The 24152-nt window shown below is 62.8% G+C and carries 25 protein-coding genes and 1 pseudogene; 5 read left to right on the top strand and 21 right to left on the bottom strand.

Annotated elements, in window-relative coordinates:
* Nucleotides 1-49 precede the first annotated feature (49 nt).
* From ACFVSJ_RS21445 to ACFVSJ_RS21415, 7 genes are all read right to left on the bottom strand, one after another.
* Nucleotides 50-175: a daptide-type RiPP gene (locus tag ACFVSJ_RS21445; RefSeq protein WP_387439113.1), complete on the bottom strand. Its 126-nt coding sequence runs from the start codon at nucleotides 173-175 to the stop codon at nucleotides 50-52.
* Nucleotides 176-218: 43 nt separating this feature from the next.
* Nucleotides 219-344, bottom strand: coding sequence for a daptide-type RiPP (locus ACFVSJ_RS21440; RefSeq protein ID WP_387439112.1), 126 nt, complete (start codon nucleotides 342-344; stop codon nucleotides 219-221).
* Nucleotides 345-392: 48 nt separating this feature from the next.
* On the bottom strand, nucleotides 393-530 hold the full coding sequence (locus ACFVSJ_RS21435; protein ID WP_387439111.1) for a daptide-type RiPP: 138 nt from the start codon (nucleotides 528-530) through the stop codon (nucleotides 393-395).
* Nucleotides 527-1738, bottom strand: coding sequence for a daptide-type RiPP biosynthesis dehydogenase (gene mpaC, locus ACFVSJ_RS21430; protein WP_387439110.1), 1212 nt, complete (start codon nucleotides 1736-1738; stop codon nucleotides 527-529). Before mpaC ends, ACFVSJ_RS21435 begins: the two co-directional genes overlap by 4 nt.
* A complete protein-coding gene (gene mpaD, locus ACFVSJ_RS21425; protein WP_387439109.1) occupies nucleotides 1735-2988 on the bottom strand; it encodes a daptide-type RiPP biosynthesis aminotransferase in 1254 nt (417 codons plus the stop codon). The genes mpaC and mpaD overlap by 4 nt, the downstream gene beginning before the upstream one ends.
* Entirely contained in the window at nucleotides 2985-4010 is a 1026-nt protein-coding gene (mpaB, locus tag ACFVSJ_RS21420; RefSeq protein WP_387439108.1) for a daptide biosynthesis RiPP recognition protein, read from the bottom strand. The genes mpaD and mpaB overlap by 4 nt, the downstream gene beginning before the upstream one ends.
* 194 nt (nucleotides 4011-4204) lie before the next feature.
* Nucleotides 4205-4711 carry a hypothetical protein gene (locus ACFVSJ_RS21415; protein ID WP_387439107.1) on the bottom strand — a complete coding sequence of 169 codons (507 nt, stop codon included), beginning with the start codon at nucleotides 4709-4711 and terminating at the stop codon, nucleotides 4205-4207.
* Nucleotides 4712-4789: 78 nt separating this feature from the next.
* On the opposite strand from ACFVSJ_RS21415, the gene ACFVSJ_RS21410 reads away from it, so the two are divergent.
* The 3 genes from ACFVSJ_RS21410 (at nucleotide 4790) to ACFVSJ_RS21400 (ending at nucleotide 7243) form a co-directional block, all read left to right on the top strand.
* On the top strand, nucleotides 4790-5383 hold the full coding sequence (locus ACFVSJ_RS21410) for a hypothetical protein (RefSeq protein ID WP_387439106.1): 594 nt from the start codon (nucleotides 4790-4792) through the stop codon (nucleotides 5381-5383).
* Between the two features lie 330 nt (nucleotides 5384-5713).
* On the top strand, nucleotides 5714-6088 hold the full coding sequence (locus ACFVSJ_RS21405; protein ID WP_387439105.1) for a hypothetical protein: 375 nt from the start codon (nucleotides 5714-5716) through the stop codon (nucleotides 6086-6088).
* Nucleotides 6089-6706: 618 nt separating this feature from the next.
* On the top strand, nucleotides 6707-7243 hold the full coding sequence (locus ACFVSJ_RS21400) for a type IV toxin-antitoxin system AbiEi family antitoxin domain-containing protein (RefSeq protein WP_387439104.1): 537 nt from the start codon (nucleotides 6707-6709) through the stop codon (nucleotides 7241-7243).
* A 318-nt stretch (nucleotides 7244-7561) separates the two neighbouring features.
* On the opposite strand, the gene ACFVSJ_RS21395 is transcribed toward ACFVSJ_RS21400, so the two are convergent.
* From ACFVSJ_RS21395 to ACFVSJ_RS21385, 3 genes are read right to left on the bottom strand one after another with little or no spacing between them, the layout of a single operon-like run.
* Nucleotides 7562-8887, bottom strand: a complete 1326-nt coding sequence (locus ACFVSJ_RS21395; RefSeq protein ID WP_387439103.1) for an MFS transporter — start codon at nucleotides 8885-8887, stop codon at nucleotides 7562-7564.
* A complete protein-coding gene (locus ACFVSJ_RS21390; protein WP_387439102.1) occupies nucleotides 8884-10467 on the bottom strand; it encodes an acyl-CoA synthetase in 1584 nt (527 codons plus the stop codon). The genes ACFVSJ_RS21395 and ACFVSJ_RS21390 overlap by 4 nt, the downstream gene beginning before the upstream one ends.
* 44 nt (nucleotides 10468-10511) lie before the next feature.
* The gene (locus ACFVSJ_RS21385) at nucleotides 10512-11276 is read right to left on the bottom strand and encodes an enoyl-CoA hydratase/isomerase family protein (protein WP_387439100.1); all 765 of its coding nucleotides are present in this window, start codon (nucleotides 11274-11276) and stop codon (nucleotides 10512-10514) included.
* Nucleotides 11277-11387: 111 nt separating this feature from the next.
* Between ACFVSJ_RS21385 and ACFVSJ_RS21380 the strand changes: the two genes are divergently transcribed.
* Entirely contained in the window at nucleotides 11388-12281 is an 894-nt protein-coding gene (locus tag ACFVSJ_RS21380) for a LysR substrate-binding domain-containing protein (RefSeq protein ID WP_387439099.1), read from the top strand.
* A gap of 24 nt (nucleotides 12282-12305) precedes the next feature.
* Here ACFVSJ_RS21380 and ACFVSJ_RS21375 read toward each other — a convergent pair whose 3' ends face one another.
* The 4 genes and pseudogenes from ACFVSJ_RS21375 to ACFVSJ_RS21360 form a co-directional block, all read right to left on the bottom strand.
* Nucleotides 12306-12578: a DNA gyrase subunit A gene (locus ACFVSJ_RS21375; RefSeq protein ID WP_387439098.1), complete on the bottom strand. Its 273-nt coding sequence runs from the start codon at nucleotides 12576-12578 to the stop codon at nucleotides 12306-12308.
* 180 nt (nucleotides 12579-12758) lie between these two features.
* Nucleotides 12759-13125: pseudogene (locus ACFVSJ_RS21370) on the bottom strand (hypothetical protein); the annotation flags it as partial.
* Nucleotides 13126-13190: 65 nt separating this feature from the next.
* Nucleotides 13191-13874, bottom strand: coding sequence for a type 1 glutamine amidotransferase domain-containing protein (locus ACFVSJ_RS21365; RefSeq protein ID WP_387439097.1), 684 nt, complete (start codon nucleotides 13872-13874; stop codon nucleotides 13191-13193).
* Between the two features lie 33 nt (nucleotides 13875-13907).
* Nucleotides 13908-14504, bottom strand: coding sequence for a TetR/AcrR family transcriptional regulator (locus ACFVSJ_RS21360; RefSeq protein WP_387439096.1), 597 nt, complete (start codon nucleotides 14502-14504; stop codon nucleotides 13908-13910).
* A 98-nt stretch (nucleotides 14505-14602) separates the two neighbouring features.
* Between ACFVSJ_RS21360 and ACFVSJ_RS21355 the strand changes: the two genes are divergently transcribed.
* The gene (locus ACFVSJ_RS21355; protein WP_387439095.1) at nucleotides 14603-15550 is read left to right on the top strand and encodes an NAD-dependent epimerase/dehydratase family protein; all 948 of its coding nucleotides are present in this window, start codon (nucleotides 14603-14605) and stop codon (nucleotides 15548-15550) included.
* Nucleotides 15551-15555: 5 nt separating this feature from the next.
* On the opposite strand, the gene ACFVSJ_RS21350 is transcribed toward ACFVSJ_RS21355, so the two are convergent.
* The 7 genes from ACFVSJ_RS21350 to ACFVSJ_RS21320 form a co-directional block, all read right to left on the bottom strand.
* Complete coding sequence (locus tag ACFVSJ_RS21350; RefSeq protein WP_387439094.1) at nucleotides 15556-16737, bottom strand: Gfo/Idh/MocA family protein; 1182 nt, start codon at nucleotides 16735-16737, stop codon at nucleotides 15556-15558.
* 25 nt (nucleotides 16738-16762) lie between these two features.
* Nucleotides 16763-17506: a ThuA domain-containing protein gene (locus ACFVSJ_RS21345; protein WP_387439093.1), complete on the bottom strand. Its 744-nt coding sequence runs from the start codon at nucleotides 17504-17506 to the stop codon at nucleotides 16763-16765.
* Nucleotide 17507: 1 nt separating this feature from the next.
* Entirely contained in the window at nucleotides 17508-18611 is a 1104-nt protein-coding gene (locus tag ACFVSJ_RS21340; RefSeq protein WP_387439092.1) for a Gfo/Idh/MocA family protein, read from the bottom strand.
* A 47-nt stretch (nucleotides 18612-18658) separates the two neighbouring features.
* Complete coding sequence (locus ACFVSJ_RS21335; protein ID WP_387439090.1) at nucleotides 18659-19558, bottom strand: carbohydrate ABC transporter permease; 900 nt, start codon at nucleotides 19556-19558, stop codon at nucleotides 18659-18661.
* A complete protein-coding gene (locus tag ACFVSJ_RS21330) occupies nucleotides 19555-20517 on the bottom strand; it encodes a carbohydrate ABC transporter permease (protein ID WP_387439089.1) in 963 nt (320 codons plus the stop codon). The genes ACFVSJ_RS21335 and ACFVSJ_RS21330 overlap by 4 nt, the downstream gene beginning before the upstream one ends.
* A 2-nt stretch (nucleotides 20518-20519) precedes the next feature.
* Nucleotides 20520-21827 (bottom strand): ABC transporter substrate-binding protein, encoded by a 1308-nt coding sequence (locus ACFVSJ_RS21325; RefSeq protein ID WP_387439088.1) that lies wholly within the window; start codon nucleotides 21825-21827, stop codon nucleotides 20520-20522.
* A gap of 200 nt (nucleotides 21828-22027) precedes the next feature.
* The gene (locus ACFVSJ_RS21320; RefSeq protein ID WP_387439087.1) at nucleotides 22028-23023 is read right to left on the bottom strand and encodes a LacI family DNA-binding transcriptional regulator; all 996 of its coding nucleotides are present in this window, start codon (nucleotides 23021-23023) and stop codon (nucleotides 22028-22030) included.
* Nucleotides 23024-24152 lie beyond the last annotated feature (1129 nt).

The raw sequence follows: 24152 nt of genomic DNA, 5'->3' as shown, positions 1-24152 counted from the left end.
GCGGGCGGTTGAGGAAGGAAACCACCCGCGTGTGCTGGCTTGGCAGCGGCTATGTGGCCGCGAGGCCGACGACGATGCCGGCAATGATGATCACGTCACCAACGCGGATGTACCAAGGGGTGTCATCCGGAGTGTCGAGGTTCTCAAGTTCTTCGATGCTGAGTTGGAGCTTCATTGCTGCCTCCTTTCGCGTGTTGTGTTGGCTGGTGCCGTCCCGTCTAGGTGATGCTCACGGCGATGATGCCGATGGCCACTCCCTGTGAGACGCCTAGGAACCAGTTGTTGAAGTCCGGAGTGTCCAAGGACTCCACCTCCTGGATGGCCAGGTTGAGTTGTTTCTGCATGTGCTGTCACCTCCCTTCTTTCGTTTGGTTGGGCCTGGAGCCTGTCCATCACGTGATGGCTACGGCAATGCCCACCAGGGCGAGGCCCACCGTGATTCCGTGGATCCGTTCCGTCCAGTCGTCGGGCACGTCGATGCTTTCGAGCTCCTGGACGTTGAGGTCCAGGGCTTTGGGTGCGCTGATCATGTGCTCACCTCCTCTCTCTTGCTGGTCCCGGGTGGTCCCGCGGGCAAGTCATTGGTGGTTGCGGCGCGGAGGACGTGTTGAACTTGGACACCATCGAGTCCACGCAGCATGGGGAGGACGCCGCCCCAATTCCGGATGGCTGCCGCAGCGGCGGCCCGAACGGTCTCCTCGCTTGCAGGCAGGAACCGCGGAACGTCCCAACGCCCAATCAGCTCCGCCATCCCCGTTGCCGGGTTTTGGTTCAGGTCCACCGCTTCCTTGGTTGCTTCGACCCAGAGCCGATTCAGCCGCTGTTCGCTGCCCCAGGCCGCGTTGCCGTTAGCGATCTCGGCCCACACCGGCGGAATCAGCGCGGCCGTGGCAGTCATCTTCCGTGCGCCGGTCAGGTACGCCAGTTCGTTCGCGACGTACCAATGCCTGGCGCCGTACGGATTGCGGCCGATCAGCGACCACCCCGTGTGTGTCTCCATGCTGAGGCGGGCCGCCTGCAGCCGCAGTTCCGTCGAATCGCCGCGCCTTAGCTGTTCACCCACACGGAGGAGCCGGGCCAGCAGGTGATGAGCGTCGTCGTCGAACATGCTTGCTGTGCTGCCGATCATCGTCCCGGCCACGCGCAGGAACGCTTCAAGCAGCCCCTCGAGGACCAGCGCCATCGGCAGGGTGGCGAGGTGGCCGGCGTCGAGCACCGCTGCGTCGGCGGCGAGCTGCGGCGAGACGAGGAGACGGCGTCCGACGGCGGTGTCCAGGCACGCTACGGCGCTGACTTCCGCGCCGGTCCCCACGGTGGACGGGAGGAGCACGGTCTTGAGGCGCTTACCGGAGAACGGCACAGGAGGGAGCACCAGCAAACCCGAACGCTTGGCATGGCGCTCCACGAAGATCGCCAGACTGGGATCGGCGGAGAAAATGGCGGCGAGTTTCACGGCGTCCATGATGGAGCCGCCGCCGAGTCCCACAATCGTGTCCAGCCGGTGCTCCTGGATGAACTCGATGACTTCCCGCAGCGCCCCGACGCCCACGGGCGTTGCCTCCAGGTCCAGGACTGGAACTCCCCTGAGGTCGCCTTCCCTGAGCCGGTTCCGATGTTCGGTCAGGGAGGCGTCCGCTACGATCCCCACGCGTCCGCGGGTCAGTGAGCCCACGTACTTCGCCGTCGTTCCGGCCCCCAGGATGACGCAGCGGGTCTTCCATGCGCGGTCCGCGATCATGCGAAGACTCCGTCCGAACGGGCTTCTACGAGGCCGTTGGTGATGGCGGTGTGGAGTTCTTGGAAGTTTTCATCCGTGTACGTGAGTGAGGGAAGCAGTTGGATCCGTCCAGGCCCCGGCTGCACGATCGCGCCTGCTTGGTGGATGCGGCGGACCACGGCAAGTGTGCCGTGGGGTGAGAGTGCTGCACCGCTGTCCTTGTGCAGCTTCAGTCCGCGCAAGCAGCCGCGGCCCGTTGCTTCGCCGACGCCCCTGATGTCCTGAAGTTCGGCAATGAGCCGGTCCAAGCCTGCGGCCACTTCTTTGTTCAGCTTTACGTGATCCCTTCGGGTCATCTCGCTGATGGTGGCCAGGATAGCGGCGCACGTCGCCGGCGTTCCTGCCTGGGTTTCACCATGGACAAAGACGGACTCGGTGTGATCGAAGACGTCAGTGATGCGTTGGCTGATAAGGAGGGCCGCGCAGGCGCTGGTCCCGTTGGTCAGGCCCTTGGAAGTGACGATGATGTCCGGAGCTTCGGTCCATTCATCTGACGCGAACCAGGAACTCACCCGGCCGAATCCGGTTGCTACTTCGTCTGCGACAAGGAGGAAACCGTGCTCTTGCCTTTGCTTTTGGAGTGCTTCGAGGAAGCCGGTGGGGACAACCTCTGCACCGGAGCCCAGTACTGGCTCCACCATAACTGCCGCGATCCTGTGGCCTTCACGCCGCATCAGGTTGTCCAGGTCTTCGTTGTTGTCGAAGCCGACGTGCCGGATGTTCCGGGCATCCACGCCATAGACCCCTTGGCCCAGGTCATCACCGCTGAGGGCTTGGCTGCCGTACGTCAGCCCGTGGTAACTCCCCCTCAACCCGACCATGAGCTTCTTCTCGGGCTTCCCGTCCAGGGCCCAGAACTGGCGGGCGAGCTTCATGACGGCATCGTTGGCGGCGCCGCCGGACGTGGAGAAGAAGACTTTGCTGAACGTGCTCTTGGGGAGGCCCAACAAGGCGTCGGCGGCCTGGATGGCCCGTGCATGTGCCGTCCTGAAGAGCGGAAGGTAGGAGGCGCTCTTAAGTTCTTCGGCTACGGCGTTGGCAATGGTGGTGTTGCCGTATCCGAGATTTGCGTTCCACAGGCCGCTCTTGGCGCACAGCCGGCGCTGCCCATCGGCGAAGGTGACGTGGACGCCGTCGGCCGCTGTTGCCGTGTAGCTGTCCCGGTGGAAATCGTGCTGGGTGACCAGCGGGACCCAGAGCGGAAGTGTCACAGCAGTTCTCCGAGGAGGTCGATGCCGAGTTGATCGAACTGGGCCACGACGGACCGTGCCGAACCCTCCGCCACCGTCGGCGAAACACCCAGGGCGGCGGCGCTGACCGTCGCCGCGGCCTCGATGTCGCGGAGGTTGGAGATCGCCTCAATGAGCGTGGCTGCGTCCGGTCCGACCTTAAAGAGCCTGCCGGTCTTGGTGTCCAGGAGCCGGTACTCGCCTTGGCGTTCGAGGATGAACGGGGCTCCCGGCAGCGGGAGGCTGTGGCTCTCTGTGGCCCCGTACAGGCTCAGCCCAAAGCCGACCAGCCGGGTGTCCGGCCGGTGGTCGGGCACGATGAACTTCCACGCGTCCAGGGCGGAAAGGTACCGCGGAATCCAAGGACGGTGGTTGAGTTCCGCCCTTATCGCGGCCCCATCAGTGATGGACGCAACCGCCGATTCCGGCCTCAGCGGGACAGCTTTGATGCGAAGGTCGTGCAAGAGGTCCCCGGCGCAGCCAATCACCGTTCCGTAGGGGCCGCTGAGGATGGTTCCGTCAGCCGTGATGTGGATCCGTGCCAGGCTGCGGTCGAGGCTGCCCTGTCCGCCCAGCAACCCACGTTCGCTCAGCACGGCGTTGACATCGGTGAGTTGCCGAACGAAGTGGCCGGAGCGCCGGGCTTCCTCGGCGTCGTCGAAGAACGCCTGCCAATCCTCCACTCCCGTGAGCCTCACAACCGTCACGCCTACCAGGTTGATGAACGGAACTGCTGCGTAATCCTGAATCTCGAGGCTCAGGGTGCCGTTGACCAGGAGCTCTCCGCCTGGCTCGTCAAAGCTCCCTTTGACCGTTGCGATGTCCGGGTCATCGGAGTCGCCATCGACCACCAAGATCACAGAACCCTCCACCGCCAGGTCCTTTGCATAACCCGTGTGCTCGGCATTCTCCACGAAGACCACATGGCCCGGCACACGGCCCGGAATCCCCGTGACCCACTGGTCCACGGCCGCAGCGATGGTTTGTTCCTGACTCAGCGTCAAAATGCCAACTCCCCAATAGTTGTCCTGGTATCCCTGAACCGGCCCTTTGGACGGGCTCGTTCATGGGTAGGACACTATGGGCGCGGAGGCGCTCCACGATTGGCAAAATCGAAATTAGGTGGTGATTTTGGGGAAATTAGGTGGTGAAAACGGGAAACTAGGGGTTCTGACAGGGTGGTCTAGGTGGTGGGTTCTTAGTGGCCGATCATGTCGAGGCAGCCGCCGTCCATGATGCCGCCACCGGCCTGGATGGTGACCTCGCCTTCCCCCGGGACGAAGCCGTACAGGCAGCCTCCGCTGGGTACCGCCACCCCGAAACGCACGCCGTTGCCGCCGTCGTCCGTTTGAACGTCGCGGAGGTTGATAGCTTCGAAAGCTGTTTCGATGTCACCTGCGGTGGCGGGTTTGGCTAGCGCCGTGAGCGCGGTCCTTGCCGGCTCGACGTGCTGGTTCAGTTGCGACTGCATCTCCGGGCTGAGCTTCCGTCGCTGCCGGTACATTTCGTTCGCGGCCATCGCGGTGTCACCGTCGTATTGGACGCAGTTGCCCTGTTGCGGTTCAGTCCCGGCGATGGGACAGGCGGCGGTTGGCGTGGGGCTCTGCTGTGGTGCCGTGGCTGGCGGAGCGCCGCAGCTCACGAGCGAGAGAAGTACGACGGCGGCAGTCGCCAGAGCGGTTATCGGTGTTTTTGTTTTCCCCACCCTAGGGACCATACGGTAAGGAAGCTGTTTAATCCATCGATTGGCGTAAATGTCGGGGTGCGTCGTTAGCATGTGCTCATGCAGACATTCACGTGGGCAAAACCGAACTCCAACGGAGTCGTGGCCAAAGTCGCCGTCCTCCTTCCCGGATCCGGGTATCCCGTTGAGGGGCCCGTGCTGTTCTGGGTTGGGGAGATGCTCGGCGCACTGGGATGGCACGTCCAGGCAGTCAGATGGACGGCGGAGGACAGACCGAAGGACGATCCGCACTCCTTGGTGGCGCTTGCTGTCGAAAATGCCTTCGCCGAATCCTCCCCAGCTGGTCAGCGTTTGATTGTGGCCAAGTCTTTGAGCACCCTCGCGATTCCATGGGCGGAAGAAACGCAGACCGCCGGCATCTGGCTCACGCCGCTGCTCACCGACGAACGGGTTCGCAAAACCGTCGCCAACTCCACAAAGAACGACCTCTTCGTTGGTGGCTCCGAAGACAAGCTGTGGGATGGAGGCGCCCGGCCTGGATTGCATGGGACGTTCCTGGAGGTGCCCGGAGCAGACCATTCCCTACAGATTCCGAATGACTGGAGGGCGTCTCAGGCAGCGCATGCGGAGGTCTTCGGGAGGATCGAGGCGTTTGTGCTGGAACTCGAAAAATCGTGGTCAGGCACCACCTAGAGAGTTTGCGACAGCACCTAATTTTCACGAAACAGCACCTAATTTTTCCGCTTATGGCCTGTGAGGTCTTCTTTTCTCCACCTAGTGCCAAATATTGGCGGCATGCTTGGAGCACAAGGAAGCCAATGCATGGGGGGTTTACAGCAATGAAGGTTTTGTACCTCATAACGGCTGGGTTGCAGTTGATTGCGGCATGCGTAGCGCTTTTCAACAAGTCGCCCGTGGGCGTGCTGAATGCGATCGCAGCATTGGCGTTCTTGGCATTGTGGGTTCTAACCAGGAAGCGTGAGGCGGCTACCGCGACGCCACCGCCGCGGTGATGAGTTGCCCATGACGAGCAAGAAGTCGGCAAACAACTACTGGCTGGGACTGTCTGCGGCCTGCGGAGTCTTCATGGCCCTGTCCATCATGATGGACTTTCCGTGGCTGTGGCTGGTGTTCGGGGCCATGATGCTGTTCTTGGTTCTGCAGGCCATGTACTACGGGCAGATTGGGCGGGGCGCCCTCCAGGACGTCACCCCTCGAAAAGGATCTGCCACCGCCTTCATGCCCTTCTTCTTCCCCTTGGCCACCCTCATTCGCGGCTCGGATGCCGTCGTTTGGGCGGCACCGCTGCTCGGAATCGCCGGCTTCGCAGTCTCGTACGCCTGCTTGAGGAGGGACGGGTACTTCTACCGGCCCGGCCACGACAGAGACAGGATCTGAGGGGTCGGGATGATGACCCACCTTGGAAGATTACAGCGTCCTGTAAGCCATTCTTCAAGACCTACCTCCCGTTGACCGAGGTGTTGAGCGTAGAAACGGCAATAGACACGACATTGGCAGTTGGATTCGGCTACAGGATCTTAGGTGCCAAGACGCGGGGAATCATCGTCGGCGGACCAGCCGTGACCATTCGGACCCAACGACGGACTTGGGTTGTCTCGGCCGAAGATCGCCAGGAAGTAGCCGCCACGATCCGACGGCTTGCCCTGCAGCAGTGACCTGCACTCCACCCGCCGGGTTGAAGTGAAATCTGCGGAAAATTGCCCTGCCCAAGCTTACGGATGGGATCGTCCAGCCAATGCTCCATAGAGGAATGAGCTTCGAGGGCACCAGTCAGCGTGCGAAATCGTGTCGTCATGAGCAGGATGTCACCGTCACTAATTCAATGACGGCCGTCCCAGCTCGAAGTTGGGTGGCGTGAGCCTATAGATAAGGCGAACTGAAGTGTTCGAGGTAGCTGACGCCATTCGCTTTACCACTGACCATGACTGCCCTCGCATGATCTACATGTCAAATCCGTACCGAAAGTGGTACGGTTTAGCCAGACGGAGGTAAGACGTGACCTATCGCAAGACCTTGCGCGAACTAGCTTTTGAAACCCACGGAGTCATAACCACAGTTCAAGCCGAGTCCGTCGGGGTTCCAGCTGTTGAGGTACGAAAACTCGCGGCACGGGGTGCGCTGACCCGGCTTGGCCATGGCGTTTACCGAATGGACGAGGCGCCATCCGGGGAATTCGACGAGTTCGCCCAAGCAGTTGCACTCGTGGGCCGAGGCGCCTGCCTGGCGGACGAAACCGTCTTGGCAGCTCACCATTTGGCTCACGTCAACCTTCGCCGGATACGTGTTGCGGCTCCGCGTCGCGTGCGCGCCCAACTCCCGGGAACGGTGGAAGTCGTCCGGCGCGCAGTCCCTCTGGACCAACAAGCGAGCATCGAAGGCGTCCCCGCCATGAACGTCGAAAACGCGATCTTGGGCTCAAGGGGCCGAATCATGACCGACCGGCTCGTTGAAGCCACACGGCAAGCACGCGGGATGGGCTTGCTGGATAGAAAAGCAGAAGCCCGAGTCGTGTCCGCGTTGCTCGCGCCGTGACAGGAGGGCCAGCCCCTTCGGGAAAATCAAGACTTGCCCTGCAAATCAGGGAACCCGGCGGAATCAAAGTGCTTCAACGGCGTTTCAGTATTCTCGCGGATGACGAGCGAACCACAGTGCGCCGTATTCAGTCCTTGGTAGCTAACGTCATTCTCTGCCAAATGGTGCCAGGGCCTGGTACCTCATGGCCGCGCAGGGTATCAACCCTTTCAAACTGGGTTCTGTTTGCTAGCGGCGTTCGCTTCATCTACGCACGGGCATCGCGGGCCCCGGCCGTCAGGCTGAGCGGCCGGGGTCCGGGCCACCAAGATGGAAGACCTACAAAACCGTCGTCCTCGATAGCGACAAGTCCTTGGTCTCCCGGAAGAACAGCACCACAACCACCGCGGACACAAGGGCCATCCCCATCAGGTAGAACGCCGGGGCCAGCGGAGTCCCGAAGCCGGCCACCAACCCAGTAGCCACAAACGGGGCCGTCCCGCCGAACAGGACATAGGCCAACGTGTATCCAATGGCTGAACCAGAGGCACGGACGGATGAGGGGAACATCTCCACGAGTGCCGGAACGTTCGACGTGCCGATCACCGCCACCAAGGCCCCAAGGATGCTCGTGCCAAGGATCGCGAAGCCGAGCCCCAGTGGCATGATCGAGAACGCCGGAATGGTCATCACCACGAAGCCAACACAGGCCACAAGCAACATCTTCTTACGCCCGAACCGGTCACTCATGCGGGCGGCAAGCGGACAAACTGCCGTGTACACCAGCATCGTCACGACGCTCGTAATCATCGATTCAGCGGAGGAGTACCCCAGGCTCGAGGTCATATACGCGATCATGTAGCTGCTCATCAGGTAGTACGCGATGGCGTTGGTGATGCTGTATCCGAACAGCGTGAAGATCTGGCGGGCACACAGCCGGATGGCGTCACCGAGAGGGCGCTTGGCTACTTCGCCGGCGTTCTCCAGGCCACGGAACACAGGGGTGTCGTCCACCTTGGACCGGATGTACAGGCCGATCAGGCCCAGCGGAGCTGCCAGCAGGAACGGAATCCGCCAACCCCAAGCCTGCAGATCGGCAGGACTCAGAACCGAGGTGAGCGCAGCACCGAGCAACGCGCCGGCCACCGAGGCCAAGCCGACCGTAGCCGGGATAACACTCGCGTACGTCGCCCGCTTACCCGCCGGTGCGTACTCAACGATGAACGCCGACGAACCTGTGTACTCACCTCCGGTCGTAAACCCCTGGACTGCGCGGAACAGGAACAAGAGGATCGGCGCCCACACGCCGATCACTGCAAAGGTGGGCAGGATGCCGATGCAGAACGTCGCCGCGCTCATGATCAGCACGCACAGGCCCAGCATCTTGTTCCGGCCAATGCGGTCACCGTAGCGTCCAAAGAAAGCCGCACCCAACGGCCTCGCGATGAAGCCGCCGGCGAAGATCGCCCACACGGCCAGGAGTGACGCCGTCGTCGAATAATCCGGGAAGAAGAGCTTCGCGATGGTGACGGACATGACCGCATAGGCGGCGGAGTCGAACCATTCGACGAAATTTCCGACGGCGGCTGCGGCGGCAACGCGCTTAAGGTTGCGGCGCGGGGACGCCTCGGTTTCGGCGGCGGAATTCTGGGTCACAGTATTCATGATGACTGTCCTTCACGGGGAGTGTGCTGGAGTTCGCGGAGTTGGGCCCGCTGGACTTTGCCGGTTGCCGATTTCGGCAGCTCGGCGAGGTATTCGATGAACCGTGGGTACGCGAATCGGGAGAAGTTCTCCTTCACATGCGTCACGATTCGTTCGCTCAGGTCCGCTCCCCCGGCGTGACCTGGCATGAGCTCGATCCATGCCTTGATGGACTGTCCGCGAAGTTCGTCGGGCACACCCGTCACTGACACGTCCTTCACAGGATCGAGTTCACGAATGACTGCCTCCAACTCGTACGGCCCCACGCGGTAGCCGGAGGTCTTGATGACATCGTCGGTCCTCCCCAGGAACCAGAAGTAGCCGTCGTCGTCGATATAGGCCTGGTCCTTCGTGTGGTACCAATCCCCGCCGAACGAGGCAGCGGAGGCCTCCGGCATGTTCCAGTATCCCAAGGGGAACTGCGGGTTGGATCGAGCCCGCAGGCAGACCTCGCCCGTCTCTCCTGCCGCGACTTCCTGCTCGTTCTCGTCCAGCAGCCGGACCTCCCAGCCGGGCAGCGGTTTGCCCATCGACCCCGGCTTCACAGGCACGTCCGGGTAATTCCCGAGCAGCGGATACGATTCCGTGGAACCGTAGTAGTCCAGCAGCGTCACCCCGTACTGCGACTCGAACCAAGAGATCAGGTCCGCCGTCAGCGGCTCATTTGAGGAACAAACCGTCCGCAGCGACAGCGGGAAGCGAGCTCCGGCGTCGGGCACGTCTTCGCGCATCTTCCGCAGGAAGGTCGGGTTGACCAGCGCACTGGTGACGCCGTGGCGTCGCATGCTGTCCAGCAGGGCTGCGGGGTCGAAGCCGCCGTCCGGGCGGAAGACCAGGTGCGTGGCACCCAGCCGGAGCGGACCCATGAGCTTGGCGAGCGACCATGCCCAGTCCCCCGCGCCGTAGAAAACGTCGCCGTCGCCGATCTGGTGGCAGTACTCGAACTCGTTGTGGCCCAACAGGGTCCGGTGTGCGTGGACGATTCCCTTCGCGCGGCCGGTGGTGCCTGAGGTGTAGAAGATGAGGGCGGGGTCGTCGGCCTTGGTTTCGACGTCCATGAACTCGGGTGCGGCAGCAGCGATTTCAGGGCTGTCGATATCGATGAACGCGCCTTCGTAGCCTTCGAACAGGTGCTTCGCGGATTCCTCGGCGATGATTACGTTCGCGCCGCTGTCCTCCAGCCGGAAGCGGATCGGCTCGGCCGCCCAGAGCAGGGACATCGTCACCAGGACGGCACCGGTCCGCAGCACGCCCAGATAGGCAGCGGGAGTGTCGGCGCGCTGCGGCAGCAGGACGGCGACGCGGTCGCCTTTCTTGACGCCGGCTTTCTGGAGGGTCGCCGCGATCTGCCGCGAGCGGTCCTGGATTTCGCCCCAACTGACCTCGCGTTGGCCTTCGACGGCGGACTCCAGGATGAGTGCGCGCTTGTCCCTTGGGTGGTGGTCGGCGACGTCGACGGCCATGTTGTAGAGCTCCGGAACCTCCCAGCGGTGGTTGTTGCGTAACTCGGTGTAGCGGTCTTGGGTTGCGGTTGTTGTCATGTGTGGGTGCCTCCTGTGGTTTGGGCCGGAATGCTCGACGGCGATCAGCGGCGGCCTGCGAGGAACCGTGCCATTTCGCGCTGGGGTTCGCCCGTGCCATAGGCCTCGCGGTGGACGCGTTTGGCTTCGGCCATGGCGTCGGTAAGGTCGTCGTCTTCCAGGCTGCGCAGGCGGTTCTTGGTCAGCCGGACCGCGCCCGGAGGAAGGAGGCTCAAGCGCGAGGCGAGTTCCTGGGCGTAAGCCAGCGTGCCGCCGTCGTCCGCCAAGTAGTTAAGGAGGCCGAGCCGCTGAGCTTCTTCCGCGTTGACCAACTCACCGGTGAGGACGAACTGGGAGGTCTTGGACTTGCCGAGGATGCTCCACATGGCCCAGATTCCGGTGATGCTGGGGATGCCGGAGAGGACTTCGGGCTGGCCCATGCGGACTTTCGAGTCACCGACGCGGAGGTCCGCGAGCAAGGAGTATTGGAATCCCGAGCCGGCAGCGACGCCGTTCACCGCGGCGATGGTGATCTGGTCCAGGTTGCGGACGGCACGGTAGAGACGGTCGAAGCCGTCGATCCAGGCCTCGGCGGATGCGTGGTCTTCGGGGTCCATGCCCGCCGTCTCGGCGAGGTCTTGCCCGGCGCAAAAGGCGCGACCTGTTCCGGTGAGGATGACTGCGCGGATTTCCTCATTGCCTTTGAGGCCTTCGAGGTGGCCAATGAGCTCGTCGCGCATGGACTTGGTCCAAGCGTTGAGCTTGTCCGGGCGGTTGAGGGTGATGGTGGCGACGGGGCCGTTTTGTTCGAAGAGTACTTCCTGAGACACGGTGTTTCCTTTGGTTCGTCAGTTGGCGTTGTCCCATCTGACCATCGGCGTTTGTGACCCGTCTAACATCAATATCTACTCGCCGTGATACCAAACTGATATGGTGCGCGGATGGATCTCCACCATCTCAAGTACTTCGTGGTGCTCTCCGAGGAGCTGCATTTCGGCCGGGCGGCGCAGCGCTTGCACATGGCGCAGCCACCGCTTTCCCAGCGGATCAAGGACCTGGAGAAGGAGCTTGGGGTCTTGCTGTTCCACCGGCGTCGGACGGGCGTGGAACTGTCCGAGGCCGGAGCTCTGCTGTTGGAACATGCGCGCGGGGTGCTGGATCATGTGGCAATGGCGCAGGAGTCGATGCGCCGGATCCGGCCGGGCGCTTCCGGGGTGCTGCAGGTGGCAGTGCCGCCGGACACGAATCCCGTGGCGTTGTCGACGATGGTCTCCTCGTTTGCCTCCTCCGCTCCGGACGTTCTGTTGAACCTGCATGAGCTCACTACGGTTGAGCAGGTTGAGCGATTGCGCGACGGCGAACTGGACGTTGCGGTGGTTCGTCACCCTTTGAGCAGCGTGGGTTTCGAGTCCGGAGCGGTGTTCTCACGGGCGCTCGGAGTAGTGCTGAATGCTTCGCATCCGCTGGCTTCTCTTGGTTCTGTGCGGCTGGGTGACCTGGCCGGAAGCCCGCTGATCATCTTCCCGCGCCACATGGCCCCTACCCTGTACGACTCGTTCCTGCACACGTGCCGTGACTCCGGGTATTTGCCGGCGGCCATCGTCCATGCGCGGAACCAGCACTTCACGCACGGGCTGATCCTGGCCGGCCGGGGTGTGCACTTCAACGAGGAGCCATGGACGCCGCTGCCTTCCGGGATTGTGTGGCGGCCGCTGGTTGGTGATCCGTTGGCTTGGCGGACGTCAGCGCTGTGGTTGAAAAGTCGGCGGTCAGCTGAGACGGATGCGTTCGTGGCGGCTGTCGGCGCGGGGTTGGGGGCGGGCGGGCATGGGTGACGCCCCTGGCAAGGCGATGTCCGGTCAGCCCCCTTCACCCAACATGGATCTTAATTCTGCCGCACGGAAGGCGCTCTTCTCGCGCTGGTCGCGGGTGAATCTCCGGGCCTGCACATCAAGGACCGCCCGACTGGCAATCATCCCCACTCCCAGAAGATGAGCGACGCGACGAATTGCTTCATTCACGTGTTCTGAATCCTCAATCATTTGGAAGACTTCCTCGCGTCGATCAATCGCCAACATCAGGGCTTCGAGAATTGCCAGTTCTTCCCTCATCTGCCGCTCATACTGGTCCATCCCGTGATTCTTGCACGGAAGATAGCAACTGCCTCCACCGCGCCGCCAGCGGACCAGAGACAAATGAGCGCTGGAACGCTCGCTCCGAAATTGTGCAAAGTCCCTTTGCACAATTACGTCCGAGGATCTTCACCTAGGCCTCCGCCCAGAGATCGCGAGCAATGCCGGCCTTGCAGAAAATCAGCCCGAGCCGTGAGGCGAGCGGGCTGATCGTGATGGAGAAACGCTACCATGCGGAAGCTGTGAGAGCCTGCCGAGCCTGGTCGAGCCCCCAACCCCCGTCACCACACTCCTGTTCGGCGCCGACTCCTCGACGGCGGCCAGCACCCGCTGGACCTGCAAGCCGTTATCGAACGACGGCGACGGCGACTCGCCATCGCGGATCGCGCACAGGAAGTCCCGGATCTGATGCGTGAACGTATGCTCCCGGCCGATGATATGCCCCTGCGGCCACCAAGCTTCAAGGTACGGGTGCTCAGGCTCGTTGACCAGGATCCGTCGGAACCCCCTGCTCCCGCACGGGCAGCGTAGCGTCCAGGAGGCCGATCGCGCGACCGCTAACGATCAACCGTCGATCGCTAATTAGAATATGGCGCTGGCCCACTGGACGGTTCACAACAACCCCGCAACCTTCCGTGCCGTCTCCTTGGCCGATCCAGGATTCTGCCCGGTGACCAGTTTCCCGTCCGCAATTGCGTAGGAGACGAACGGGAGCTTGGCCTTTTCATAAAGCGCCCCACGCTTCTTCATCTCTTCCTCGGCGTTGTACGGCACCAACTCGTCCACCCGGGCAAGGACTTCTTCCTGCCACGCGAAGCCTGTGACCTTCCGGCCCTCCACCAAGAGACTGCCGTCGGAAAGCCTGGTGTTGAGGAGGCCGCAATATCCGTGGCAGACGGAGGACACGATTCCACCGTGTTCCCAGATTTCGCGGGTGATCTCCTGCAGTCCTTCATTGTCAGGAAAGTCGTACATCACTGCGTGGCCGCCCGTGAAGTAGATGGCGTCGTAGTCGGCCGAGTCAATGTCATCAGGGCTTGCAGTGTTTGCAAGCAGGGCCATGCGCTCCGGGTCGGCGTGCCAGGACTTGGAAGCTTTGTCGAAGCTGGGGAACTTCAGCGATCGGGGCTCCAAGGGGACCGATCCGCCCTGCGGGCTCACGATGGCTTGCTCGAAACCACGTTCCTCGAAGACCTCCCACGCGTGAACCAGTTCGGAGAGCCAAAGGCCGGTGGGGTGGGACGGATCGTCGTAGTGGCTGACGTTGGTGACGACGTGGAGGATGCGTTTGGTCATGCTGGTTCTCCTTTTTGCTTGCCGGGAAGGGGCTTAGCCGGCTGTCGTTTTGCTGTCGTTGAGCGCGAAGATCGCCGCAACCGCCAACTTCACGCGCGCTTCAACGTCGTCGCTGCTTTGCGGTCGCAGTTTGCCGTCCAGATGCAGGAACGCCAGGCCATGCGCCATGCTCCACAGCGCGACCGAAAGGCTCACGTTGCCTGGAAATAGGCGCTCAAACGTCTGGTTCAACATTCCATGGAGTTGCCCCGCCGCCTGGACACGTTCGCTGTCCTCCTCGTCGCATTCGTTGCCGAACATCAACCGGAATACGGCCGGCCGCCTCAAAGCGAACGCCACGTAGGCCACTCCGAGTGCCGCGATCACCTCCTGGGGCGTCGCAGCCTCCGGCAATTCCGCCAGTGAAGCTTCCAGATCGGAAAGAAGATCCCGGAAACCCTCCACTGCCACGGCGTTGTCGAGCGCCTCCCGGTCAGCAAAATGCCGGTAGGGCGCAGTCGGAGAGACCCCCGCGCGGCGGGCCACGGCTCTCAAGGAGAAGGCCTCCCCCGCTTCCAGGCTCTCGACGGCGGCAGCGACCAATGCCGCACGCAGGTCACCGTGATGATAGGGCTTTACTGATGTTGACACTGCTAACTTCGCCTCCTACGCTGATGTAAGCAGTGTACACATAGCGGATTGGCAGATCCACGCCGACGCACAAAGCATGTACGAAACCGAGGATGAAAATGCGGACAATATTGGGCGCCAACGGCCAGATCGCGATTGAACTGGCCAAAGAGCTGCACCACACCTACACCGAAGACCTGCGGCTCGTCAGCCGGAACCCCCGCAAGGTGAACGAGTCGGACTCCCTCGTCAAAGCGGACCTGCTCGACGGCGGACAGACCGCCGCCGCCGTAACGGGCAGCGATATCGTGTACTTCACTGCAGGCCTTCCCGCGAACACCGAGCTTTGGGAAGCGCAGTTCCCCACCATGCTTCGCAACGCTTTGGAAGCATCAAGGGTTGCCGGTGCCAAGTTCGTCTACTTCGACAACACCTACATGTACCCCCAGGACGATCGCGTCCAGACCGAAGAAACCCCGTTCGCTCCCGTGGGGCGTAAGGGAAAAGTCCGCGCGGACATGGCATCGATGGTGCTGGAGGAAATGGCCAAGGGCGATATACCTGTCCTCATCGCCCGGGCACCCGAGTTCTACGGACCGGGCCGCACGCAGAGTTTCACCAATGCGCTGCTCATCGACCGCCTGAAGAAAGGCAAGAAGCCCTTCGTTCCCGTGCGCGATGACCGCGAAAGGACGCTGATCTGGACACCGGACGCCAGCAGGGCTCTCGCTCTTCTGGGCAACACTCCTGACGCTTTCGGGCAGACGTGGCACCTCCCGGTCCATGCGGAGCCAGTGACCTACCGGCAGTTCGCCAACATCGCCAGCGAGGCGTTCGGACAGAACGCCGGCTACACCGTCGTGCCTCGATGGGTACTGAACGTCGCGGGAGTGGTCTCAGCCCAGGTGCGAGAGCTGCGGGAACTTCTTCCGCGCTACGAACACCACAACCGCTTCAGCTCCGATAAATTCACTTCACGGTTCCCTGAGTTCGCGGTAACTTCCCCTAGGGAGGGCCTGGCAATCATCCGCCGCGAAGCGGACTCGTCGCAGCCGGCTCCGCACTAAAGACGTCAGGCCAACGCCCGGTCACCTTGGATCCGGGCAGGTTCGGCAACCCCCGTCACCACACTCCTGTTCCGCGCAGACTCCTCGACGGCGGCCAGCACCCGCTGGACCTGCAGCCCGTCGTCGAACGACGGCGACGGCGCCTCGCCGTCGCGAACTGCAAGCAAGAAGTCCCGGATCTGGTGCGTGAACGTGTGTTCCCAGCCAATGATGTGCCCCTGCGGCCACCACGCCTCAACGTACGGATGCTCGGGCTCATTGACCAGAATCCGCCGAAAGCCCTGCTCCCGCACCGGAAGCGTAGCGTCAAGAAAACCGAGTTCGTTCAGGTTCTCCAGATCGAACGTCAACGAGCCAAGTGACCCGTAGATTTCAATCTTCAGAGAGTTCTTCTGCCCGGTCGCAACGCGGGATGCTTCCACTGAGGCGCTCGCGCCTCCGGTGAGGCCCAGGGTGGCCCACGCGGCGTCGTCCACCGTCACTTTCTCCAAACCAGCAGGACCAGGACGCTCCGTGACAAAGGTCCGCAGCGTCCCGGTCACCTCAGTCACGATCTGTCCGGTGAGGTACTGGACCTGGTCGATGGCGTGGGAAGCAATGTCGCCCAAAGCCCCGGAGCCGGCGGTCTCCTTCCGGAGCCGCCAACTCATGGGAGCTTCGACGTCGGAAAGCCAGTCCTGCAGGTACGCGGCACGGACGTGCCGGACAGTTCCGAGACGACCTTCGGCAATCAGTTCCCGAGCCAAGGCCAGCGCCGGGACGCGCCGGTAGTTGAACCCGACCATCGACTGCACACCCCGCGCCCGGGCCGAAGCTGCCGCGGAAGCCATCAACTCGGCCTCCCCCAGTGTGTTGGCCAGCGGCTTCTCCACGAGCACATGCTTCCCGGCTTCCAGCGCCGCGATAGCAATCTCCGCGTGCATCCAGCCCGGAGCGCAGATGTCCACGATGTCGATGTCGTCGCGCTCAATCACCGATCGCCAGTCAGTGGCCGATTCCGCCCAGCCGTACTTGTCGGCAGCGAAAGCCACCTGGACAGCGTCCCGGCCAACCAACACGCGCTGCTCGAAGGCCGGGACGTCAAAGAAGCTGGCCACGTTCCGCCACGCATTCGAGTGGGCCTTCCCCATAAAGGCGTAACCGATCGCGGCAACACCCAATGGACGGTCAGAACGAACACTGGTCATGATCAAGCTCCTTGGATAGAAAGGCCTACGCGAACCAGTCGCGCGAAGGGTTGGCAACCTCGGGCGCCTCACGGAAGACACCCGGCTGGGCCACCCAGCGGACGCCGTTGGCGATGACCTTCTGGATCTGCGGCTGGTGGTACACCGGGTACTCCTGGTCGCCGGGGCTGAAGTAGAAGATCCGTCCCTTGCCGCGAGAGAAGGTCACGCCGGAGCGGAACACCTCTCCCCCGGTGAACGAGCTGATGAAGATCAGGTCGTCGGGTTCCGGGATGTCGAACAGTTCCCCGTACATTTCCTGCTGCGGAATCACGATGGGGCTTTCAATTCCTACCGCGATCGGGTGCGACGGCTTGACCGTCCACACGAGCTCGCGTTCGCCCTCGTTGCGCCACTTCAGCGAGCACGTGGTGCCCAACAATCGAGTGAAGATCTTGGCGAAGTGTCCGGAGTGCAGCACCACCAGTCCCATGCCGCCGAGCACGTGCCGCTGCACGCGCTCCACCACCTCATCAGTGACTTCACCATGCGCAATGTGACCCCACCACAGCAGCACGTCGGTCTGCTCCAGCACCTCCTCAGAGAGTCCGTGCTCCGGATCGGCAAGTGTCGCCGTCGTGATTTCGGAGTCCGGGTAGAAGCCGCGGAGTCCGGCGGCGATGGCGCCGTGAATCCCTTCCGGGTACATCTCGCCGATGGTCGCGGGCTCGTTGCGGGCCTCGTGCACGCCCTCGTTCCAGACGACAATCTTCAATTTCGAATCAGACATTTCAGAGCACCACTTCGCGTTGTTCCAGGGCGGATTTGTAGCAGGCATCGAGCACCAGGGCCCGGCTGAGGGCAAGCGATCCGTCATGGCTTCCCCACACGGTCTCGCCGCCGCGCACGGCAGCAACAAAATCGTCGACGACGGCCTGGTGCGCCTTCCCGGGTTCGGCCACCACCTCAAAGTCGGCGTTCTCGCCGTCCTTCTCGGTGAAGACGTGCACGTCAGCCACGGGGTTCTCGGAGGCGCCGACCGAGCGCAAGTCCGCTCCGCCGTCGGTCCCGTAAACGGTGAAATCGAGCAGATCCCGCTCGTCGCGGTACGTGGCCCAGCCGGCTTCCAAAATCAAAGTCGCGCCGCCTTCCAGCCGGATGAACGCCGATGCGAAGTCCTCCACTTCGAACTTATGGCTGGAGTTCGACGCCGTATACCTCGCGTTGCCGCCGAGGCCGCGCGGACCCAGTTCGGAATGGGTCGACGCCGAAACGGCCAGGACCTTCGGCTCACCCAGCAGGTGCAGGGAGTAGTCCAGAACGTGCACGCCGATGTCGGCCAACGGGCCGCCGCCAGCAAGCGCCGGATTGGTGAACCAGCTGCCGAGCATCGGAATGCCCTGGCGGCGAAGCCACGAAGCCTTGGCATAGTACGGACGGCCCAGGGTCCCCTCGTCGATCACGTTCTTGAGCGCCTGAATGTCACCGCGACGGCGGTGGTTGAACGCTACGTCGAGGACGCGGCCCGCCTTCCGGGCGGCGTCCACCATCGCTTGACCTTCGACGGCGTTGCGCGCCAAGGGCTTTTCGCTCAGCACATGCAGTCCACGCTCAAGCGACGCAATGGCGATCGGCGCGTGCAGGAAAGTGGGCACGGCGACGCTGACGGCGTCGAGGCCTTCGAGCTCGATCATGTCTTCCCAGCGCGCGAAGGCGTGAGGAATGCTGTACTCCTCTTTCAGCTGGGCCAGGAGCTCTGGTTCCATACCCGCGACGGCGACAATTTCGACGCCGTCGATGTTGCTGTAGGCCTTGAGGTGCTGCTGGCCGGCCCAACCGATGCCCACAACTCCCACCTTGAGGGTTGTGGTGGGGACCTGCTGCTGAATGCTCACGTTGTTCCTTTTCTTTCTGGGTTTCTTGGTTGTGGATTTGAAGGCGCTTAGCCCTTGACCGCGCCGGCCGTCATGCCGGAAACGATGCGCTTCTGGCACACGAGCACCAGGATCACGAGCGGGACCGTGATGATCACCGACGCGGCGCTGATGGTGCCGAGGGGCTGGTCGAACTCGCTGGTTCCGCTGAAGAACGCAATGGCCACCGGGACCGGGCGGGCTTCGGGCGAGGTGGTCAGTGTGACGGCCAGAAGGAACTCGTTCCAGACCGAGATGAACACCAGGATCGCCGTAGTCGCCAGGCCGGGGACTGCCAACGGAAGGATGACCTTGCGGAACGCGGTGAACGGCGTAGCGCCATCCATGTACGCCGATTCCTCGAGCTCCCGCGGGATCTCCTTGAAGAACGACGTCAAGGTGTAGATCGCCAGGGGCAACGCGAACGTCAGCTTCGGGATGATGAGGCCCAACAGGGTGTCGTACAGCCCGATTTCGCGCCAGATGGAGAACATCGGGGCCGCGATCGCGATGGCCGGGAACGTCGTCACCGAGAGGATCAGCGTCAGGATCATCGCCTTGCGGCGCATCTTCAGCCGCGCCAGCGCATACGCGGCGAAGGATGCGAACACCAGCGCCACCGTTGTAGTCACGACGGCGATAATCGCCGAATTGCGCAAGGCCAGGAGGAACTCGGGGTTCTGGAAGACAACCAGGTAGTTCTCCAAGGTCGGCTGGCTCGGGAAGAGCTCGCCCTTGGACAGGCTCGCTCCCTTCTTAAGGGAGGTGTTGACCAGCCAGTAGAACGGAATGAGCGAGAAGCCCATGACCGCCACGACGAACACCCACACCAAGGGGTGGAGTTTCGCTTCCCCACGTAAGCGGCGCTTCGGTGACTTGCGCCCGGTGGCGGGTGCCGCCGTCGTGCGTTCTGCCGTCAGCGTGCTCATTGCTCCTCCTTCGCGACGTCGCGGATGTTGCCGCCGCCGAAGCGGATGTAGATGACCGAGACCACCATGACGGTGACGAAGGTGAGGATGGATAGCGCCGAGCCTTCGCCAACGAGCCGGTTTTCGCGGAGTTCGCCGTAGGCCAGCATGGACATTGATTCGGTGCCGTTGGCGCCGCGGGTGAGGACGAACGGCAGGTCGAACACGCGCAGGGCATCCATGGTGCGGAAGATCGCGGCGAGGACGATCGCGGGGCGCAACAGCGGCAGGGTGATGTGGACGAAGGTCTGCCATTTGCTGGCGCCGTCGAGTTCGGCGGCCTCGTACGTTTCGGCGGAGATGACCTGCAGGCCGGCAAGGATGATGAGTGCCGCGAACGGCGTCGTCTTCCAGACGTCGGCCATCACGATCACGGCCATTGCGTAGCCGTGCTCGCCGAGCCAGACGACGTCGCCACCCGGCAGCCCGAGTGCGGAGAGGACGTTGGTGACCAGTCCTAGGTTGGGCTGGAACATCGTTTGCCAGGTGATGGCGCTGACCACGGTGACGATCGCGTACGGCAGCAGGACCACCGTGCGGAGGAGCGCGCGGCCCTTGAACGCGAGGTTGAGCAGGAGCGCCATCGCCGTGCCGAGTATCAGCTCCAGGGTGACCGAGAAGGCGGCGAAGATGAACGTCTGGCCAAAGGCGGCCCACCACTCTTGGCTTGCGAGGGCGTTGATGTAATTTTCCAGGCCGACAAACCGCGAGAGCCCGGCCGTGCGGACGCTGTACTGGTTCAGGGAGAGCCAGATCGCGTAGCCGATGGGGACTGCTGCCACCAGGGCCATCAGGATCAGCGACGGTGCCGTCATGCGGAAGGCGAGACGGCGTTCGGCGCGGTCGCGGCCTGACACGCCGCCGTCGTTCGTTGCGCGTTTTAGCGCCCCGCGACCGGGTTGGAGGGTCTTGATGGCCATAGTTAGAAGCTCGACTTGGCCACAGCGACTTCGTCGGCCATCTTCTTCACGGCGTCCTCGGTGGAGGTGGTGCCGGACAGGACGGCGTAGACGTTCTTGTAGATCGCCTGCGAGATCTGCGGGTAGACCGGGGAGATCGGGCGCGGCTTGGCACCCTTGACCGAGGCGAGAAGTTCCGTGGCGAACGGCATCTTCTGGAGCACCGCGGCGTCCGAGTAGGCAGCCTCATTGACCGGGGCCTGCGAGTAGTCCATGGCGACGTGCTTCTGCCAGTCCGGCGTCGTTGCGAAGTCGATGAAGGCAACCGCCCCGGCCTGGTTGGTGGAGTTGGCCGAGATCGCCAGGTTCCAGCCGCCGAGCACGCCGGAGGCCTTGCCGCCTTCCCAGGCCGGCAGCGGTGCGACGGCGAAGCTGGACGCGAGCGGGGTCGCGTTCAGCAGACGGTACACGTGCGGCCAGTTGCGCTGGTATCCGAACTTGCCCGACTCGTAGGCGAGGCGGGCCGGGTCCTCGTTGTAGGTGAGGACGGCGCGGTCGGCTGAGCCGTTCTTGAGGCCGTCGGTCATGAAGTTGAGGACGTCGCGGGTTTCCTGGGAGTCGATCTTCACGTTGCCCTGGTCATCGAGGACTTCGCCGCCCGCGCTGTAGAGCATTTCGAGGAAGTTCACCGTGAGGCCCTCGTACTGCTTGCCCTGGTAGACGAACCCGTTGCCCGGGGCCTTGGCGGCTTCCGCGTAGAGCTGCTGCCAGGTCTCCGGCTTGGCTACCTTGTCCTTTTGGTAGTAGATCAGGCCGGCGTTGGTGAAGAACGGGGAGGCCCAGTACTTGTCCTGGTACTTAGTGGTTTCCACAGTGGAGGGAATGAGCCGGTCCTTGTTGGCTTCCACCAGCTTGGTCTGGTCCAGCAGCCAGCCCTGCGATGCGAACTCTGAGGTCCAGATGACGTCCGAGATGAAGATGTCGCACTCCGTGGACTTGCCTTCGAGTCGCTGCACAATCTGCGTGCGGGCCTCGTCCGTGGTGGCGCCGATCTCGGTGTACTTGGCCGTGACCTTGCCGTTCGCCTTGGTAAACGCTTCCGCCGTGCCCTTGTAGATACCGCTCGCGTCCTTCACGCCGCAGACGTTCACGGCACCGCTGGCATTAGCGCCCGACGACGGATCGGCAGCTGCCGCTTGTTCCGCGCCTTGGGGAGCTGCTCCCCCGCCGCAGGCGCTGAGGAGGAGGGCTGCTGCAATGGCGGTTGCGGCTAGGGTTGTGCGTTTGGTGGCTTTGTTCTGGAGCGGGAGAGCAGGTCGGTTCAAGTCCACAAGTGGCTCCTTTGGTGACTGTGGGGATGGGTGGTCCGGGGTGCGCTTTGGCTGTTGCGTGCCCTGAACCTGGCTTCATTGCCGGGTGTTGTGCTGAGTGGTGGAATCGATTCCAAATGTTGCTTTGAAAAAAGGCCTTGCGGCCCGTGGAATCGATTCCAAAGTAGTTTTGCAGTGGTTGCTCCTGGCTGTCAACCCTTTTATTTGGTTGAGTCCCGGATGACGAGTTGGTGCGGGAAGAAGGTCCGCCCCTTACGGTGCGCGCCCTCGACAGTCATCCGCTCCAGGAGTTCGGAGAAGGCCGCTCGGCCCATCTCGTACGCCGGCTGCCTTACGGTGGTCAGCTCCGGGACGCACATCTCTGCCTGGGCGGAGTCGTCGAAGCCTGCAACGGCGACATCCTGTGGGACTCTTAGGCCGGCGTCGGTAAGCTCGCGGACGCACCCGGCGGCGACGACGTCGGTTCCGCAGAAGACGGCGTCGGGGAGGTCCTTGGCTTCCAGGAGTTTCTTGGCGAGGTTGCGTCCGGCGTGGAAGCCGAAGTTGCCTTCGCCTAGGAGAACTCGGTCCGGTTCCAGGTTTGCCTCTTTGAGTGCCTGGCGGAAGCCTTCTTCCCTGAGCCGCCCCGAACGGGCACCCCTGTGGGCGAGCATGGCCAGCTTCTTGGCGCCCGTGTCGATGAGGTGTTTCGTGATGTCGTAGCCTGCTTGGCGGTCATCGATGGAGACTCCGAAGGCGGCCTCGGCGTCGACGATTTCACAGACCTGGATGACACTCAGTTGCTCGGCGACGGTGTTGACGTCCTCGTCCGGCATCGTTGGCGAGAAGATGACCAGGCCGTCCACGGACCCGTTGCGGAGCATGTCCACGAGTTGCTGCTCACGGTCGCGGTCCCCGTCCGTTGCTGCGATGAGGCTGACATAGCCGTTGTCCGCGGCTGCGTCTCCTACGCCCCGGAAGACTTCGCTGATCACAAGGGAGTCCAGGTTCTTGGCCAGGGCAAGGACGCGCATGGTGCGATCTCTTCTCAGGTCCCGCGCCGAGGCAAGGGGGCGGTAGCTGAGCTCCTTAATGGCGGCGTTGACCTTCTCCTTTGCCGACGCACTGACTGCCGAGCTCCCGTTCAAGACACGCGACACCGTCCCCACGGACACCCCCGCAGTCCTGGCGACGTCTTGAACTGTCGGCCGAGCCATTCGTTGTCCTTCCGCGAGCCGTTCAACCGCTTTCTGCGCACTTGCCGTGGCATGCGGAGCGGCGCTCCTCAGCTTAGCCGGAGGACGGGGACCGAGATGGACTGACGGTCAGTCGAACTTCGACCGCTGGCAGCGGCGTTGGGGTACCGGCTTACTGATTGGCTGGGGGCGCGCCAGCACAGGCGTCATCACGAATGGCGCTTGCGATCGCGTCGGCACAAGACGAGAACTGACAAAGGCCAAAGGCAAAGTGCCACCACATGACCATCTACTGGAACGCATGCACGAGGCCGCCCCAGCGGCGTCCGCGAATTAGGCCGAGAAGCGCAACGGTAGATAGGACTGCTATTCCAAAACCTCCACCAATGACGATGAGGAGCCGCGCGTTACATCGTTGTCAGGCCTGACTGGTACGTGGCGGTCACCTCCTGCAACCACAACTGCATCCAGACAGCTAGGCCACGCCCGCCGACGATCATGAGAACTGCTGTGATCTGGGCTGCGTGACGGATTGCACCAGCGACCAGCCCGCGCCACAGCACCCTGCGTTGCGCGTCGGCCACCGGTTGTCCAGCGCTTCCATTCGATCAGACTGCACGCTATCGATGACGTTGTCACCCCGCCTGGCAAACCTAATGCTCGCCGAGGAACTAAAGAGTCGGCGCGCTGAATCTCGGGATGCCCGTGACCCACTCCCCCAGCTTGACGGAATCACCATTATCGGCGGCAGTTTTCGAGCAACGGGCGTAGGAGGAGCTACGAGAGCCATCAGGCTCTTGCAGCCTAAGGCGGGCGTAGTGTGAGCATGGCTGGGAGTCCATTCCCGTGTCCGCGCGGCGGCCCCGGGACTAGCCAAAAAAGTTCCAGAGCATGTGGCTTATGTGGCCAGCCCGGATTTTCGACGATGCGACTCTTGAAAAAGCGCTGGTGAACATGGCGGTACCTTTTTCACGCCCTTCAGATCTCCACCAAAGCTCCAGCCAAGGACCGCGCAACACCTTCATGGATGGCGCGTTGGCTCATTGTCTGGCCGCTAGCCGGCGAGCAGCCATTCGGAGGCTGCCTTCCGGTAGTTGGTGATGCCCTTGTAATCGGCCATATCTTGGGGGAGCTCGGCCAGGATGTTGCC

Origin of the sequence: Paenarthrobacter sp. NPDC058040, assembly GCF_042885775.1 — a bacterium.
Lineage (GTDB): Bacteria > Actinomycetota > Actinomycetes > Actinomycetales > Micrococcaceae > Arthrobacter.
Note: the sequence above shows the minus strand (reverse complement) of the source record. Positions and strands in the feature narration are given on the sequence as shown.